Here is a 16793-nt window from a genome sequence, read left to right as displayed (position 1 = left end):
TCTCGTACCGGAACCGCCTTGACTGCAGCACTACTTGGAGCAGCCGCCATGGCAGCCACTCTCCCCGCAGCCGGCAACGCGGCAGCGGCAGCCGACCCACAGCGCCTCACCGTCGACCTCAACGCCTCCGAGGGCCCGGTGATGCTCGGCGCCAACGGCTCGCTGTACGGCCTCAGTGACGACGGCGTGCCCAGCGACGCCGCGATGGAGCCGCTGAAGATCACCAGCATCTCGCAGAAGCCGGAGGGCGGCGCCCAGCACCCCAACGGCGACGCGCTCACCGTCTCGAAGTCGTTCTTCCGCAACGGCGGCGGCGAGATCAACGTGATGATGCAGGACATCTACGCCAAGTGGCCGTACGAGGACCTCGGCATCGACGACTACCTCCCCAAGGTCGACAAGATCGCCAAGGAGGTCTCGGCCGACCCGAACAGCGACCGCTTCGTCTACATCCCGTTCAACGAGCCCGACCAGATCTGGTACAAGCTCGACGTCGCCGACCAGGCCCAGTACGAGAAGAACCGTGACCGGTTCTTCAAGGACTGGAAGACGGTGTACCACCGCATCCGCGCGATCGACCCGGACGCACGGATCGCCGGCCCCAACGAAGCCGCCTACCACACCCGCCTGTTGAAGGACTTCCTCGCCTTCGCCAAGCGGGAGAACGTGCTGCCCCAGGTGATGACCTGGCACGAGCTGGGCTCCGGCTCGCTGCGCGACTTCCAGGCGCACTACGACGATTACCGCGAGCTGGAGCGCGAGGCGGGCATCGCCCCGCTGAAGATCAACATCGACGAGTACGCCAACCGCCGCGACCTGTCCGTGCCCGGGCAGCTCGTGCAGTGGATCTCGATGTTCGAGCGCAACAAGGTGTACGCGAACATGGCCTACTGGGACGCCGCCGGCAACCTCAGCGGCCAGGTCGTGCGGTCGAACATCCCCAACGGCGGCTGGTGGCTGTTCCGCTGGTACGCGGGCATGACCGGCGACACCGTGAAGGTGACGCCGCCGCAGCCCAACACCATCGACACCCTCCAGGGGCTCGCCTCCCTCGACACCTCCCGCCGCCAGGCGCAGGTCCTGCTGGGCGGCTCCGCGGGTGACTCGGACGTGGTCGTGCGAGGCGTCCCCCGGTCGGTGTTCGGCCGTACGGTCACCGCGACGGTGGCCGAGGCCGCCTGGTCCGGATACGAGGGGCAGCACGCGGCGCCGCAGGTCCTGGCGCGCACCAAGGTGAAGGTCGCGGACGACGGTTCGGTGACCGTCCCGCTGCGCGGTCTGCACAAGATGTCGGCGTACCGGGTCGTGCTCACCCCCGGCGGCTCGGGCACCCCGTCCGCCGCCTCCGTCCCCTGGTCGGCGTCGTACGAGGCCGAGGACGCGGCCATCACCGACGGCAAGGTCTACACGCAGGGCACGGTCCAGAACGCCAACGGCTACGCGGCCTCCGGCACCAAGGACGTCGGCTCGCTCAACCAGCCCGGCAGCAAGGTCGCCTTCTCCGTGACGGTACCGAAGGACGGCACGTACGACCTGGCGATCCTCTACGGCAACCAGTCCGGCGGCCCCGCCACGCAGAAGCTGTCGGTCGACGGCGGCGACCCGGTGACGGTCACCTACCCCTCGACGGAGAACTGGACGTACCGCGCCAAGAAGGACGTCCGTGTCCAGCTGAAGGCGGGCACGCACCAGCTGACCCTGTCCAAGGGCGACGCCGAGGTCACCCTGGACCGGATCGACCTCACCAGCCGGACGGGCGCGCCCGCCGCCTCCTACGAGGCCACGCTGGCGGACATCAGCGGCAAGCCGTCGTACGACTACACCTCGTCGGCCGGTGTGGGCACGGGCTCCCTGGTCCTGCGCTCCGGTGACAAGGCGGTGTTCGACGTCTACGCCCCGCGCGACGGCTACTACACGGTGGTGCCGCGGGCCTCGGCGGCCGTGAAGCTCTCGCTGCACGGGGAGACGGTCACGGCCGCGCCCGGCCGCCCGCTGCGGCTCTACCTGGTCGCGGGCAACAACCGGATCGCGATGACGTCGGGCCACTCCGCCGTCCGCTCCCTCGACGTCTCCGGCGACGGCTCGACCGCCGGCACCCTCTCCTACGAGGGCGCCTCGGCCACGCTGGCCGGCGGGGCCAAGCTCGTCGACTCCCCGCACGCGTCCGCCGGCTCGTACATCGGCTGGCTCGGCAACAGCCCCTCCAGCACCGCCGAGTTCCCTGTGGAGGTGCCCCGGTCCGGCCGCTATCTGCTGGTCGTCCACTACGCGCACAACGACCGCCGGGACAACGGCCACGCCTACAACACGGACATCATGTCCCGTACGGCGGACATCACGGTCGGGTCCGCGGACCCGGTGCGGGTCACCTTCAAGAACACCTGGAGCTGGGACGACTACTGGACCGTCGGCGTCCCCGTCGATCTGGCGAAGGGTACGAACAAGGTGACGTTCGGCAACGCGAGCGCCTGGGCGCCGAACATCGACCGGATCGAGCTGGGCCGGGTCGTGGGCTGAAGCGCACGCTGACGGGAGCGGTTGCGGAGGAGCGAGCGGCTCTCCTCCGCAACCGACGGTACGAGGACTTCGTCGCCTCCGGCCGCTTCGGCGCCGGAGGCGACTTCCGTCTCACCGAAGGCGGACAGCGCGGCTGAGCACGACCACGCAGACGCCGTTCGGCAGTACGGCACCGCGCACAGCGCCGGAATCGCGGCCTTGCCGACGCCTCCGTCGGCCCGCCTCTCCTCTCGCCGCCCGGCCGTGCTCGTGCGGGGATCGCACAGATCCGCGGGTCCGCGCCACCTCCACTTCTACAGTGCTGTAGATTTTGCTGTGTTCGGTACCGACGTCCGACACAGCAACCGACAAGGAGACCTCGTGGCCGATCCGCCCCGCCTCCACCCCGAGGACCGCGCGGACTTCGAAGCCGTACTGGATCAGGCGCTGAGCACCGCGGACATCCATGGCGCCGTGCGCGCCGACCCGACCGGCCGGACGGCGGCGCACCTGCGCGCCCACGCGCTCGCGCACGCCGACGACATCACGGCGGCGGCCGGCGAGCCGTACCGCGCCTACCTCGCCGTACGGACCGCCGCCCGGCAGGACGCGCGGCGCCCGCTGGCCACCAGCAGTCTGCTGCCCGCCCTCGCGGTGCTCACGCCACTCGTGGCGGGGGCTTCCGCCGGGGCTCTGCTGCTGCTCGGCTGCCTGCTCCACGTCGCCGACGCGCCGGGCCCGTTGCCCGGCTCGCTCGTCGCGGCCGGCTGGACGCTGGCGCTCGTCGCGGCCGTGACCGGCCTCCTCTCCCTGGGCGCGGTCCTGCTCTCGGCCCTGGGCCGGCGGACCGACCGCGTGGAACACGCCCGGCTCGCCTGGCGGCAGGCCCTGCTCGACCACGGCATGCTGCCCCATCTGCTCCGGCACCCGGCGGTCGCACACACCGAGGCGGGGATCACACCGGGCTCCCGGCCCGATACGCTCGCGCCGTGCCCGGCCCGGGCGAGAAAGGACAGGACACCATGTTCGGACTGAGCGAGCTCGCGATCATCCTCATCGTCGTCATAGCCGTGATCGGGGCCAGGAAGCTGCCCGAACTGGCCCGGTCGGCGGGCCAGTCCGCCCGCATCCTCAAGGCCGAGGCACGCGCCGCCAAGGACGAGGAGGCCGGGGCGGGCGCCGCGCCGCGGGTGGTCCAGGGCGAGATCGTCCCGCCGGGCGCCGGCCCGACCCCGCCCGGCGCGCGGGCGGCGGACGCCCCGGACCCCCGGTGATGCGCGCCCTGCCTACAGGGTGCGCTCCAGGCGGTCGGCCACGAGCTTGACGAAGCGCGCGGGGTCCTTGGGCTGCCCGCCCTCGGCGAGCACCGCAAGCGTGTGGAGCAGCTCGGCGGACTCGACGAGGCCCGAACGGTCCTCGCGCTCCTTGTACGCCTGGTTCAGGTTCTTCACCAGCAGGTGGTCGGGGTTGAGCTCGAGGATCCGCTTGGTGCGCGGCACCTCCTGGCCCATCGCCCGGTACATGTTCTCCAGGGCCGGGGTCAGGTCGTGCGCGTCCGAGACGACGCAGGCCGGTGAGACGGTGAGCCGCGCCGACAGGCGCACCTCCTTGATGTCCTCGTCGAGCTGCTCCCGCATCCAGCCGAGCAGCCCGGCGTACTCCTCGGCCTGCTTCTCCCGCTCCCCGTCGGCCTTCTCGTCCTTCTCGCCGTCGAGGTCGATCTCGCCCTTGGTGACGGAGCGCAGCTTCTTGCCCTCGTACTCGCCGACGGCGTCGACCCACACCTCGTCGACCGCGTCGGTGAGCAGCAGGACCTCGATGCCCTTGTCCCGGAACGCCTCCATGTGCGGGGAGTTCTCGATGCTCTGCCGGGACTCGCCGGTGATGTAGTAGATGTCCTCCTGGCCGTCCTTCATCCGCTCCACGTACTGCGCGAGGGTGGTCGGCTCGTCCTCGGCGTGCGTGGTGGCGAACGACGCGACGGCGAGGATGGCGTCCCGGTTCTCGGAGTCGGTGACCAGGCCCTCCTTCAGGACGGTGCCGAACTCCCGCCAGAACGTGGCGTAGCGGTCGGCGTCCTTGGTCCTGATCTCCTTGACCGTGGAGAGGACCTTCTTCGTCAGCCGGCGCTGCATCATCCGGATGTGCCGGTCCTGCTGCAGGATCTCGCGGGAGACGTTGAGCGAGAGGTCCTGCGCGTCGACGACGCCCTTCACGAAACGGAGGTAGGGCGGCAGCAGCGCCTCACAGTCGTCCATGATGAAGACGCGCTTCACATAGAGCTGGACGCCGCGCCTGAAGTCCCGCGTGAACAGGTCGTGCGGAGCGTGCGAGGGCACGAAGAGCAGGGCCTGGTACTCGAAGGTGCCCTCGGCCTGGAGCCGGATCGTCTCCAGCGGCTCGCGCCAGTCGTGGCTGATGTGCTTGTACAGCTCGTGGTACTCGTCGTCGGACACCTCGTCGCGCGACCGCGCCCACAGGGCCTTCATCGAGTTCAGCGTCTCGGGCTCGGGCGCGTCCTCGCCGTCGCCCTTCTCCGGGACCATCCGGACCGGCCAGGTGATGAAGTCCGAGTACCGCTTGACGATCTCCCTGATCGTCCACGGCGAGGTGTAGTCGTGGAGCTGGTTCTCCGGGTCGGCGGGCTTGAGGTGGAGCGTGACGGAGGTGCCTTGCGGCGCGTCGTCGACCTTCTCCAGCGTGTACGTGGACTCGCCGCGCGAGGTCCAGCGGGTCCCCTGGCTCTCGCCGGCGCGCCGGGTCACCAGCGTCACCTCGTCCGCCACCATGAAGGCGGAGTAGAAACCGACGCCGAACTGGCCGATGAGCCCCTCGGCATTCGCCGCGTCCTGGGCCTCCCGCAGCTCCTTCAGGAAGCCGGCCGTGCCCGAGTTGGCGATGGTGCCGATGAGCTGTCCGACCTCGTCGTACGACATCCCGATGCCGTTGTCCCGCACGGTGAGGGTACGGGCCTCCTTGTCGACGTCGATCTCGATGTGCAGGTCGGACACGTCGGCGTCGAGCGAGTCGTCCCGCAGCTTCTCCAGGCGCAGCTTGTCCAGCGCGTCGGAGGCGTTGGAGACGAGCTCCCGCAGGAAGACATCCTTGTTCGAGTAGACCGAGTGGATCATCAGCTGGAGCAGCTGACGTGCCTCTACCTGGAACTCAAACGTTTCAGTCGTCATGGTTCGCGAATACCTCACAGGTCCCACAGTCGCCTGAACTGGTGGCAGTCACTTTAAAACACCAAGTCAGGCCGGGGCCCGACATCAGACGAGGTGGGCGAACACGACCAGGTTCTCGGTGTAGTCCCGGGCCTGGCGGTCGTAGGGACCCGAGCACGTGATGAGCCGGACCTGGGCGTCGGGGGTGTCGCCGTACACGCGCTCGCTGGGGAAGTCGTCCTTGTCGAAGGACTCCGCGTCGTCCACCACGAAGGTCGCCCTGCTGCCGTCGGCTCGCGCCACGTGGAACCGGTCGCCCTTCTTCAGCTCGCTGAGCCCCGCGAACACGGCCGGTGACGTAGCGGTGTCCACGTGCCCGGCGATGATCGCGGTTCCGGCCTCGCCGGGCGAGACGCCCTTGGCGTACCAGCCGACGAGGTTGGTGTCGTGGGCCGGTGGTGGTTCGAGCTGACCCGTGCGGCCGATGACGAGGTCGGTGAAGGGCGCGTTCACCGAGATCTTGGGGATGTACAGGCGGACCGGCCGGGACCGCGGCAGATGGCGGCCGGCCCCGGACGCGGCGGGCCGGTGCGGCGCCGCGGACGAGGGCGGCGCGTCGGGCACGGCGGAGGCGGCGGATGAGGCCGACGAGACGGCCGGTGGGGCGTGCGGCGGGCCGCCGGCGTCGGACGCCGACTCGCCACGGCCGGCGACCATGCTCACGGTCAGGACCAGGGCGGCGACACTCCACAGGACCGTCACGACGGTACGGAGCCGCCGCCTCGACGGCGTGGGGCCGGGCTCGGCAGGGGGGACGGGGCTGGCTGCCATCGGAGACCACCTCATTCGGGCACGGCAGCGGAACGGAAACGGCAGCGGACAGGACATGCGGGAGGACGAGCCGGGCCGCCGCGACGCGAGGAGCACGTGCGGCGGCCACGGCGGCATGAGGTCAGGCCTCCGTCATGCCACGCCCCGGGAGGCCTTCTGGCGCCGCAGGGCGTACAGGCCGGTGCCGGCCACCGCCAGCACCGCGAGACCGCCGGCCGTGACACCCGGCGCGGCGGCCAGTGCGCCGCCACCGGTGTGCATGCCGCCGCGCGGCTTGTCGTGCTTGTCGCCCTGCCAGGAGCCCTCGTCGTGCTCGTCGTGCTTGCCCTGGCCGTCGTGCTCGTCGCCCCAGGGTTCCTCGTCCTGCTTGTCGCCCCAGGGGTCGTCGCCGTGCTCGTCGTCCTTGTAGGTGTCCCGGTCGTGCTTGGCGTTGTCCCAGTCGTCGTCCGAGGTCACCGCGGCGAGCGCTCCGCCACCCGTGTGCACCGCGCCATGCGGCTTGCCGTGCTCGTCGCCCTTGCCGTGCTCGTCGTGCTTGCCGTGCTCGTCGTGCTTGCCGTGCTCGTCGTGCTTGCCGTGCTTGCCGTGCTCGTCGTCCTTGCCGTGCTCGTCGTGCTTGGCGTTGTCCCAGTCGTCCGAGGTCACCGCGGCCAGGGCTCCGCCACCCGTGTGTACCCCGCCGCGCGGCGCGTGGTGTTTGCCGTCCTTGTCGTGCTCCTTGCTGTAGGAAGTGTTGTCGTGGTCCCAGTCACCCATCGCCTCGGCGTAGGCGGCGGGTGCGGCGATCGCGAGGGCGGCCGTGGCCGTGGCCGTCGCGAGCAGCATGCGGGCAGAGCGCATCGGTGAGTCCTTCCGTCGCGGGCCGGGCGCTGACGCCTCGCCAGCTCACGAGACCGGCCTTGACGTGAACCACCGTCAGTCATGCCGGGCCGTCTCACCATCCAGAGCGTTCACACGGGTTACAACCACACCCTGACGGCGGCACCCGCCGCCCCGCGGGAGCCGCCTCCGGGATGCGGCTGTCCGAGGACGGCGCCGAGATCGGCGACCTCCTCCCCGTAGGGCCTGTCCGCCGCGCGCTTCACCATCGCCTCTGCCGTTGACGCCCCAGGCGGCTCGGGTCCGGGTCGACCAGTTGGGCCGCCATGCCGACGAGGACCAGCCCGGTCGCGATGATCAGCCCTTGTGCCAGGGCGATGCCGGAGCCCAGGACGGCCACGCCGAGGGCCAGGGCCCACCAGGCTCCGGTACGCCGGTACTCCCGGGGCCGGGCCGGGCGGCCGGCTCTCATGGCCCGGGTGAACCTGGGGTCCTCCCGCTCGAGTCGCGCTTCGAGGTCGACGAGACGTGCGTCTTCGGACTGGGGCACGGCTTCTCCTTCCCGGAACCCGACAGCGCTTCGAGGCAGGGCACGGCCGAGGCCATGGCACGTCCTGGGGTGTCGGGCCGCGTGACGGTGCGGAGGCAGACAGCCCGCCGACGCGCGGCGCGGCCGGTCTCACCAGGGCTTCAGCTTCTCCCCCCTCCAGCGGCGTCCGCCATGGGGCCCGCACCTCATTCTTCCCGGTAGCCGCCCTGTACGAACGCCGTGCCGTAAGGCGGATGTTCGGGCCGAGGATGAGTGGTGGCACGCGCAGGGTGTCAGCGGACGACGGGAGTGTGACGACAGGACCTAGCGCTCGGCCTCGGCCGGCAGGGCGGCGGTGGCGGTGGCGGACGACGGTGTGCTGTCGTCCGGGGAGCGCGGCTCGGTGTCGTACGACGGGGCCGTGCGGCCGGGCAGCAGGCCCTGGGCCGCCCGGAGCGCGCGGGCGAGCAGGTGTGCCTGGCCGGCGGCGATCGGGCCGAGGATCGCGAGGACGAGGACGTACCCGGCGATGAACGGGGCGAGCCGGGCGTCGAGTCCGGCGCTGGCGGCCATGGCGGCCAGGATCAGCGCGAACTCCCCGCGGGCCACGAGGGTGGTGGCGATCTCGGCGGCGGGCTCCGTGCCGTAGCGGTACACGCGGGCGACGAGGAGTCCCGCGGCGACGTTCATGACGACGGTCAGTACCGCCGCCGCGGTGACCGGGCCGACGACCGAGACGATGTCGCCGGGGTCGATGGAGAGCCCGAAGGCGAAGAAGAAGATCGCCGCGAAGGCGTCGCGCAGCGGATGCACGAGCTCCCGGATGCGCGGGCCGGAGGGCGTGCCGGCCAGGATCAGGCCCACCATGAACGCGCCGATGGCGTCGGCGACCCCGAGGACCTCGGCGACTCCCGCCACGAGGACGGCCGCGCCGAGGAAGCTGATGACGAGCAGTTCGTTGTCGCGGGACACGATCAGACGGCCGGCCAGTTTCGTGCCGTAACGGGCGGCCGCGGCCAGTACCAGCAGGAAGCCGAAGGCCTTGGCGCCCTGGAGGACCATGTCGCCGACGCCCTCGGCGCCGCTGATGACCGGCTGGAGCGCGGCGAGGTAGAGGGCCAGGAAGATGTCCTCGACGACGATGACGCCCAGGATGAGACGTGTCTCCGGGCGGCCGATGCGGCCCTGGTCGATGAGGATCTTGGTGACGATGGCGGACGAGGAGATCCCCAGGACACCGGCGAGCACCAGCGCCTCCCGGACGCCCCAGCCCAGTGCGAACCCGAAGGCCAGCCCGGCGCCGACGTTCAGCAGCAGATAGATGCCGCCCGCGGTCAGCAGGCGCCGGCCGCCGCTCTTGAGGTCGTCGAGGTGGAACTCCAGGCCCAGGTAGAACAGCAGCAGCACCAGTCCGAGCGCGGAGAGCATCTCGAAGTCGTGTGCGTCCTCGACGATGACCAGGCCCGGGGTGTGCGGTCCGAGCAGGATGCCCGCGAGCATGAACAGCGGGATCGTCGGGAGTCCGATCCTGCCGCCGAGGCGGGCGAGGAAGGCGGCGGCCAGGAAGGCACCGCCCATGGCGAGAAGGCTGTCAGCGTGTCCCACGGATCACCGCCTTCGTGGGCGCGCAGGGGGCGGATCGTTTCACCGTGCAGGGATGGATAGGGGCTCCTCCTTCGTGGGGCCGGGTCGGACGGCGCCGTACGCGTCTGGGCACCGGCCGAGGCCGCGGCCATGGCGATCGGCGCGAACCTCGGCGACCCTGCCAGCCTCACACGGGCCCCGGGCCCGTCACCATCGGTGATCGCACCCATCTCCGGGTGGGTGCGACACCCATTCCCCCGTCACACGTCGCGGTGGTCGATGCCCAGCAGACTCGCCGCCGCCCTGAAGTCGGCCGCGTGGTGGCCGACCGCGAGGGACCAGTGGTGGCCGACACCCGTGGCGCTCCACGCGTCCACCCATTCGCCCGGATCGCGGCCGAAGTCGACGCGGCTGGTGGTGTTGCCGATCTCCAGCAGGGGCCCCGGTACGACGGTGCCCTCGGAGGTGACGAAGGACAGACTGCCATCGGCGTCCTGGCCGAGGCCGAGCAGGGTGACGGGCCCGTGCTGGACGTCGAACTCGACGCTGACGCCCCAGCCGCGCTTGCCGTGGTAGACGCCGAGGCCGCGCAGCAGGGGATCACGGGCGCTGACCGCGAGGTGGGCGGGTCCGTCGTGGCCCATCTCCACGACGCCGTCCTCGAAGTTGAGGGCCTGGATCTCGGTGAAGGAGCCGCCGGCGCCGACGCTCTGGGAGGCGAGCTGGGCGACGCTGGTGCGCAGTTCGAACTCCCCGGCCGCCGGCACGCCCCGGGCCGTGAGCAGGGAGGCGCCCAGGATCATGCCGGCACCGAGCCGCTCGTGCAGCTCCCCGTCGAGGCCCCGGTGGTAGTACGCGAGGCTGTCGAGCTGGAAGTCCGCGACGAGCCGGTCCAGGGCGACCGACACGGTCGCGCCCCAGGCGAAGTCCTCCTCCACCACACTGTCGTCGAGGGTGAAGACCTGCCGGGCGAGCGCCATCCGCTCCCGGGTCTCCTGCTCGGTCACGCGCTCCACCCGGTGCCGCAGGTCGTCGAACTCCAGTACCTCCACGTGCGAGCCGAACGTCGTGGACAGCAGCGTCGGATCGGTCTGCACGTCGAGCATGCCGGGATACACGTGCCCCATGAGGCCGTGCCGGGCGTGCCGGAGCGCGGCGCGGATGTGCGCCGCCCGGATCCACTGTTCGATGCGACGCCAGGCGGACTCCTGCCACAGCCAGCCCGAGACCGACCGGAAGGGGATGCCGGCGCGCCGGAAGACGTTGCCGACCTCCGGGACGGGGCACTGGCCGCAGTAGGCCAGCCAGGCGCCGGTGTCGAAGGAGGCGTGGTCCATCTTCTCGGTCGGCTGGAGGTCGATGACCAGGACCGGCGTGTGCGAGCGCTGCGCGATCGGCAGCACCATCGAGGAGGTGAGGTACGTCGTCAGGAACAGCACGATCAGGTCGCAGTCGGCCTTGCGCAGCTGCTCGGCGGCGCGTGCTCCTTCCCGGGCGTCGGAGACGAACCCGGCGTCGGTCACCTCCGCGTCCATCCCCCGGAAGCGCTCGGCGACATAGGCGGCCGACTCCTTCAGCTGCGGGAGGAGCCCCGGGAACTGCGGCCAGTACGTGCCGAGTCCGCCGGCGACCAGCCCGATCCGGGTGCGGCGCCGGGTGACCGGCGGGAGCAGGTCGCGCAGGGTGGCGGCCCGTACGGCGGTGCGGTCCGCGGTCGTTGCCATGGTCGGTGCTCCTTGTCGGGTGTGCGGCGGCTCAGGTGCTGGGGACGCGCAGGTCCGCTCTCTCGCGCGGGGCGCCGGTGGCCCGGGGGACCAGGACGCGGATGATGAACACGCCGGCGAACGCGGCCAGTGTCATGCAGGCGGTGATCGTCCAGAGCAGGACGGCCGGGCTGTGGTCGGCCAGGGCGGGAGTGAAGAACGCGGCGACCGCGAAGACCCCCCGGGACAGGGCGTAGGTGAAGCCCTGGGTGGTGCCGCGGGTGTCCGCCGGCAGGGTGAGCTGCGACCACACCTTGTAGTTCGCCTCTCCGGCGAAGGGGTTGGAGAGCTGGTAGAGCACGAAGAAGACGAGCATGCCGACGAGGGCGCCCGCGGTCAGGGACGCGATGACGAAGGCGAGGATCTGCACCACCGCGGCCACGTGGAACAGCCGGTCGCGCCAGGGGCTGTCGGCGACGCGGACGAAGGCGAACGTCAGCAGCACCCCGATCGGGATGAAGGCCAGGTTGATTCCGGTGGCCAGGCTCTGGGAGGCGTCGCTGACGGTGACGAGCAGATAGGTGCCGAACTGGCCGAAGGTGTTGGCCCCGAGGCCCCAGGTGACGTAGAAGACGAACGTCGCCGTCATGGGCAGCAGGGCGGCACGCGTCCAGATGTTCTTCAGGGCGCCGCCGGCCGGGGTGGGCGCCGTCTCCTCGTCCGTTTCCTGTGCGGCGGACAGCTTCAGGCGGGAGCGGAGGGCCCAGGTGACGAGCGCGGCGACGGCGAGCTGTCCGGTGATCAGCCGGGCCCCGGTCATGCCCGTGGTGGACAGGACGAAGCCGAGGAAGATGGCGACGGCGATGCCCAGCATCCACATGACCTGCGTGAAGGCGACGAGCCGCCCCCGGGCCCAGGAGGGCGCGGCGTCCGAGACCACGGCCAGGGACGTCGGCAGGTCGGCGCCGGCCGCGAGTCCCGCAACGAGGACGCCGATCAGCAGTGTGATGTCGTCGGGCGCCAGCGTGATGACGATCGCCCCGAGCGCGAAGCAGAAGATGTCCCAGTTGTAGACACGGCGGCGGCCGAAGAGGTCGGCGAGTCGGCCTCCGACGAGGGATCCGACGGCGATGCAGCCGGTGACGATCGCGCTGATCGCACCGGCCATCCACACGCCCATGTCGTAACTGTCGCGGTAGATGGCCAGGTTGACGGAGATGCCGACGATCAGCCCGGCGTCGAGATAGGAGGCCATGCCCGACAGGGCGGCGGCCTTCCAGAGCGGTTTGGGGATGGGGCGGGTACCGGCCATGATGCGACTCCGTCGTCTGGTGACATCGCGGTTCCGGGGGCCTGGTCGCAGCGAATATAGGGCGAGAAAAACGTTGCAACAAGGTGTCGCGCAGACATCGGAGGCAGCGCGTCGGCCTCCGCCGTGTCGTCCTCGGTTATGGCGTGACCGTTCCAGGTCGCCTACGGTGAAGGTGGCCTAAAAACGTTTCAGGGGAAGGACCGCGTCCGTGATCTCCCCCGTGCTCCGGCAACTGTTCGAGGACCCGCCCCGTGATTTCGGCCCCGCTCCCCTGTGGTGGTGGTCGGGTGCGAAGGTCACCCGCGACCGACTCGCCTGGCAACTGCGGGCGTTCGCCGAGGGCGGTGTGCACAACCTCGTCGTGATCAATCTGGCCCCCGCCGGCCCGACGTTCGGCGCCCGGGCCGACGATCCGGCGTGGTTCGGCGAGGAGTGGTGGGCGCGCTTCACCGACGCCTGCGAGATCGCCGCGGAGTTGGGCACCCGCCTGTGGTTCTACGACCAGATCGGGTTCTCCGGCGCCAATGTGCAGGGCGGTGTGACTCGGCGTCACCCAGAGGCCAGGGGCCTTGCGCTGCGCTGTCGCGACGTCACCGTCTCCCGGGGCACGGTCGCCGTGCGGGGTGCCGAGACGCCGATCGCCGCCTACTCCCCGCGGGGCCGACGCCTGGACCTCGCCCCGGGCGGCCCGGACACCCTGGCCGTCGCCGCTGCCGACGGAACCGGCGTCCGGCTCGTCACCGCCGTGCCCACGGCGTTCGACTACCTGGACCCGCACGCCGTCGGGCTGTTGATGGACGCCGTGCACCACGAGTACGACCGCCGCGTGCCCGAGCACCTGGGCACCGTCATCGCGGGCAGCTTCCAGGACGAACTGCCGGGCACGAACGCCTGGAGCCACCGCTTCGCCGACGCGTTCCGCGCCCGGCGCGGCTACGACCTGCTCGACCACCTGCCGGCCCTGTTCGGCACGGACGCCACCGTCCCGGAGACGGAGATCCGCGCCGACTACTACGCGGTCCGCGCGGAACTCACCGAAGAGGCCCTCTTCCGGCCGCTCGCCGCATGGCACCGCGAGCGCGGGATGCTGCTGGGCAGCGACCAGAGCCACCCCGCTCGCGCCGGCTACCCGGCCCAGTCGACACAGATCTACACCGACTACTTCCGCACCCACCGCTGGTACGGCGCCGCCGGCAGCGACCACCACGGCGACGCCAAGGTGCACTCCTCCATGGCTCACCTCTACGGCCACGAGCGGGTGTGGATCGAGGCGTTCCACTCCTCGGGCTGGGGCGGCACGCTGGAGGACACCTACCACTGGCTGCTGCCGTTCCTGCGCAGCGGCGCCAACCTGTACAACCCGCACGCCAGTTACTTCGGCACAGCGGGCGGCTGGTTCGAGTGGGCGCCGCCGTCCACCGACTGGCGCCAGCCGTACTGGAAGCAGTACCCGGCGTTCTCCCGGACCGTGGCCCGGATCTGCTCGATCATGTCCTGGGGCGGCTACGTGGCCGACGTGGCGGTCCTGCACCCGACCACCACCATGCAGGCCCTGGTACCGCTGGACGCGCCCGTCCGGCACTTCGGCGACGGCCGGCTGGGCGACGGCCACGCCGACGCCGACGAGACACAGCGCCACTACCTGGACCTGTGCGGCACGAACAACTGGCTCGCCCCGCACGCCGGGGCCCTGGACCGGCACGGCATCTCCTTCGACGTCGTCGACGACGACTCGGTGCAGCGTGCCAAGGCCGCCGACGGCGCCCTGCGGATCAGGGACCTGGCGTACCGCGCGGTGCTGCTGCCGTCGACGAGCGTGCTGGAGGAGGAGACGGCACGGCGGCTGACCGAACTGCTCGACGCGGGCGGACGCGTCGTCGTCGTGGGCCGGCCGCCGGCCACGGCCGCCGGCCGATTGGGCGACGACGCGGTGGTGGCGGGCCTGCTGGAGCATCCCCGGCTGGAGCGGGCGCGCGACCCGGAGACCGCTGCGGCGGCCGTGGCCGACGCCGCCGGTCATGCCACGAGCGACGTGCCGCTGCTCGTCAGGCGGACGGGGAACGAGGCGGTGGCGCTGGTCACGGCGGCCTTCCCCGAGATCGGCGCGCATCCGCTGCGGACCGGGACCTCCCCGTCGGGTGCCGCCGCCGGTCCCTCGTCCGTCACCGTGCGGGCCGCCGTCGCCGAGGCCGAGGTCTGGAATCCGGCGACCGGTTCCCGCACCCCCGCGCACGTCACCGTCTCCGGCGACGGCGCCGCCTCGACCATCGACGTGCCGCTGGGCGGCGCCCCCGCGGTCCTGGTCGTGTGGCGCGAGGGCCGGCCGACGCCCCCGGGTCCTCGACGGGAGCCGCCCGCGCAGGTGATCGACGTCTCGACCGGCTGGCACGGCCGGCTGGTCCCCACCATGGACAACACCTGGGGCGATCTGGCCCTGCCTCCGGGTTCGCCGGTGGACGAGCCGCAGATCTGGACCATGGAGTGGACCGAGGGCGGGACGTGGGAGCGGACCCGGGTCACGTACGGCAACCGGGTCCGTGTCCTGCCGCCGGTGCCGCCCGGTCAGGCGCCCGACCCCCTGGACGCCGCGTCAGTGGAGCGGATCCTGGCCGGTGAACTGCCCCTCGTACCACCCGACGCGGGCTGGGACGTCGCCGTGTACTCGCCGAGCCGGGGCATCCCGGAGCCGGGCGGGCTGCTGGGCCTCAAGGGGCTGGTGAACGAGGAGTTCGTTCGCGTCCCGGTGCCGGGCGGCGGAACGGCCGCCCGGGTCCGGGCCATCGTGGAGACCGGCCACCGCGGGCCTGCCGAACTGCACGTCGGCGCGGAGTGCGCCAAGCGCGTGTGGTGGAACGGCGAGCCGCTGCAGCCGGACGGCGGCGGCTACCTGGCCTCCGCCCGGGTCACGGTGGCCCGGGACCGCAACGTGCTCGAGTACGAACTGTCCGGCGCGCAGAGCCGCCCCTCGACGATCTCGGCCGCCGACGGCACACCCCTGGGCAGCTTCTTCTGTCTGTCGGAGCCGGGCGGGCTCGGGCCGCGTCCGCGGTTCATGCGGCCACCGGACGGGGTACGGCCGGACGGCCGCGTCACCTACCGCGCGCGGCTCCGGGTGCCGGGCGGCGACGCCCGGGCGGTGCTCGTCGTGGGTGCCGCCTCGGCGGTCACCGTGCTGCTCGACGGGGAAGTCGTGGCGCGGCAGGAGAAGGTGGAGTACTACGAGGCGGACTGGGGCGCCGTGCCGGCGTTCTTCCGCCACGAACCTGCGCTCGGGGCGGGCGAGCACACCCTGGAGGTCGTGGCCGACGGTGCCGACGCCCGGGACTCGGTGTTCGTCGACCTGGTGGTGCGTTCCGGGGACGGGGTGACGGCCCTGGTCAGCGGCGCCGGCTGGGAGGCCGGGTCGGGTGACTGGAAAGGGCGGACCGTCGAGGACGAGCGCAGGCGGGGCGAGTTGCAGCACTGCCACGCGGTGGTACGGCCGCACCCGCTGCCGGACACCGGGTGGCTCACCGGCCGGCCGGTGCTCGGCGGGACCGTGTGGCCGGCGCGGTCCACCGACGATGTGCACGCGATGCCGCAGCGCTTCCGGTTCACCGTGCCGACGGGCACGGTGTCGCTCGGCCTGCCGTTGGCGCTGCGCGCGAGCGTGCGCGTCGGGGACGGGCCCGAACGTCCCCTGGAGGGCGATCGGCTGACGCTTCAGTCACTCCCGGTGCCCACGCCGGTCGAGGTGGTCACCGAGCCGACGGCGGTCCTGCGGGGCGGTTCCGCCTGGCGTGGGCCGGTGCGCGTGCGTACCATACCGGCCCCACTGCCCCTGGGGGACTGGCGGGAACTGGGGCTGGGCAGTTGGAGCGGGGGCGTGACCTACGCGCGGTCGCTGGACGTGCCCTCGGGGCCCGATCCCGTGCTGGATCTCGGGCGGGTGCGGGGCAGTGTGGAGGTGTCGGTCGACGGGGAGCCGGCCGGTGAGGCGTTCTGCGCGCCGTACCGTTTCCCGTTGCGCGGCGCCGCCGGGCGTACGGTCCGGCTGGAAGTGACCGTCCGGGGCACGCTGGCGCCCTATCTCGCGGAGGCCACGCCGACGGCCTGGGCGTTCGACTCCCAGCTGTCGTCGGGGCTGCTGGGGCCGGTGACGCTGTTGATCCCGTCCTCGGACGGCGGGGGCTAGGGCCTGTCGTTTGGATCAGGTCGCAGGGAAGTGACAGTGCCGCTCAGCGCCGGTGAGCGGGGTCTGGTGCGTGCAGCTGCAAGGCGGAGGAGGGAGTCGACGCGGAGCGTCGGCGATCGACGACAACGCGGCAGATGCGCGTGCCAGACCCCGCGTCTGCGACGTGATCCAAACGACAGGC

General features: G+C 71.7%; 11 protein-coding genes. 4 read left to right on the top strand and 7 right to left on the bottom strand.

The window, feature by feature from the left end; genetic code table 11:
* Positions 1 to 48 precede the first annotated feature (48 nt).
* From SCNRRL3882_RS36720 to SCNRRL3882_RS36710, 3 genes are all read left to right on the top strand, one after another.
* Positions 49 to 2517 carry a CBM35 domain-containing protein gene (locus SCNRRL3882_RS36720; protein WP_010048747.1) on the top strand — a complete coding sequence of 823 codons (2469 nt, stop codon included), beginning with the start codon at positions 49 to 51 and terminating at the stop codon, positions 2515 to 2517.
* Between the two features lie 360 nt (positions 2518 to 2877).
* Complete coding sequence (locus tag SCNRRL3882_RS36715) at positions 2878 to 3531, top strand: hypothetical protein (RefSeq protein WP_010048748.1); 654 nt, start codon at positions 2878 to 2880, stop codon at positions 3529 to 3531.
* Positions 3519 to 3770, top strand: a complete 252-nt coding sequence (locus tag SCNRRL3882_RS36710; protein ID WP_010048751.1) for a twin-arginine translocase TatA/TatE family subunit — start codon at positions 3519 to 3521, stop codon at positions 3768 to 3770. The genes SCNRRL3882_RS36715 and SCNRRL3882_RS36710 overlap by 13 nt, the downstream gene beginning before the upstream one ends.
* Positions 3771 to 3782: 12 nt before the next feature.
* Here the strand turns inward: SCNRRL3882_RS36710 and htpG are convergent, their stop codons facing one another.
* The 7 genes from htpG to SCNRRL3882_RS36675 all read right to left on the bottom strand — a co-directional run bounded on the left by htpG (position 3783) and on the right by SCNRRL3882_RS36675 (position 12438).
* Entirely contained in the window at positions 3783 to 5681 is a 1899-nt protein-coding gene (gene htpG / locus SCNRRL3882_RS36705) for a molecular chaperone HtpG (protein WP_010048753.1), read from the bottom strand.
* An 84-nt stretch (positions 5682 to 5765) separates the two neighbouring features.
* The gene (locus tag SCNRRL3882_RS36700; RefSeq protein WP_010048754.1) at positions 5766 to 6491 is read right to left on the bottom strand and encodes a class F sortase; all 726 of its coding nucleotides are present in this window, start codon (positions 6489 to 6491) and stop codon (positions 5766 to 5768) included.
* 132 nt (positions 6492 to 6623) lie between these two features.
* The gene (locus tag SCNRRL3882_RS36695; RefSeq protein ID WP_102514918.1) at positions 6624 to 7331 is read right to left on the bottom strand and encodes a hypothetical protein; all 708 of its coding nucleotides are present in this window, start codon (positions 7329 to 7331) and stop codon (positions 6624 to 6626) included.
* Positions 7332 to 7572: 241 nt separating this feature from the next.
* A complete protein-coding gene (locus SCNRRL3882_RS36690) occupies positions 7573 to 7860 on the bottom strand; it encodes a DUF3040 domain-containing protein (RefSeq protein WP_010048759.1) in 288 nt (95 codons plus the stop codon).
* A 303-nt stretch (positions 7861 to 8163) separates the two neighbouring features.
* Positions 8164 to 9444: a cation:proton antiporter gene (locus SCNRRL3882_RS36685; RefSeq protein WP_010048760.1), complete on the bottom strand. Its 1281-nt coding sequence runs from the start codon at positions 9442 to 9444 to the stop codon at positions 8164 to 8166.
* Positions 9445 to 9683: 239 nt separating this feature from the next.
* Positions 9684 to 11147 carry an L-fucose/L-arabinose isomerase family protein gene (locus SCNRRL3882_RS36680; protein WP_010048762.1) on the bottom strand — a complete coding sequence of 488 codons (1464 nt, stop codon included), beginning with the start codon at positions 11145 to 11147 and terminating at the stop codon, positions 9684 to 9686.
* Positions 11148 to 11178: 31 nt separating this feature from the next.
* A complete protein-coding gene (locus SCNRRL3882_RS36675) occupies positions 11179 to 12438 on the bottom strand; it encodes an MFS transporter (RefSeq protein ID WP_010048763.1) in 1260 nt (419 codons plus the stop codon).
* A gap of 208 nt (positions 12439 to 12646) precedes the next feature.
* Between SCNRRL3882_RS36675 and SCNRRL3882_RS36670 the strand changes: the two genes are divergently transcribed.
* Complete coding sequence (locus tag SCNRRL3882_RS36670) at positions 12647 to 16612, top strand: glycosyl hydrolase (protein ID WP_010048764.1); 3966 nt, start codon at positions 12647 to 12649, stop codon at positions 16610 to 16612.
* The last annotated feature ends 181 nt before the right edge of the window (positions 16613 to 16793 follow it).

The sequence above is a fragment of the Streptomyces chartreusis NRRL 3882 genome, from assembly GCF_900236475.1.
Taxonomy (GTDB): Bacteria; Actinomycetota; Actinomycetes; order Streptomycetales; family Streptomycetaceae; genus Streptomyces; species Streptomyces chartreusis_D.
Note: the sequence above shows the minus strand (reverse complement) of the source record. Positions and strands in the feature narration are given on the sequence as shown.

Excerpts from the sequence above, each read along its gene's own strand:
- SCNRRL3882_RS36720 (WP_010048747.1), top strand. The coding sequence starts at position 49 with ATGGCAGCCACTCTCCCCGCAGCCGGCAACGCGGCAGCGGCAGCCGAC.
- SCNRRL3882_RS36710 (WP_010048751.1), top strand. The coding sequence starts at position 3,519 with ATGTTCGGACTGAGCGAGCTCGCGATCATCCTCATCGTCGTCATAGCC.
- htpG (WP_010048753.1), bottom strand. The coding sequence starts at position 5,681 with ATGACGACTGAAACGTTTGAGTTCCAGGTAGAGGCACGTCAGCTGCTC.
- SCNRRL3882_RS36700 (WP_010048754.1), bottom strand. The coding sequence starts at position 6,491 with ATGGCAGCCAGCCCCGTCCCCCCTGCCGAGCCCGGCCCCACGCCGTCG.
- SCNRRL3882_RS36695 (WP_102514918.1), bottom strand. The coding sequence starts at position 7,331 with ATGCGCTCTGCCCGCATGCTGCTCGCGACGGCCACGGCCACGGCCGCC.
- SCNRRL3882_RS36680 (WP_010048762.1), bottom strand. The coding sequence starts at position 11,147 with ATGGCAACGACCGCGGACCGCACCGCCGTACGGGCCGCCACCCTGCGC.
- SCNRRL3882_RS36675 (WP_010048763.1), bottom strand. The coding sequence starts at position 12,438 with ATGGCCGGTACCCGCCCCATCCCCAAACCGCTCTGGAAGGCCGCCGCC.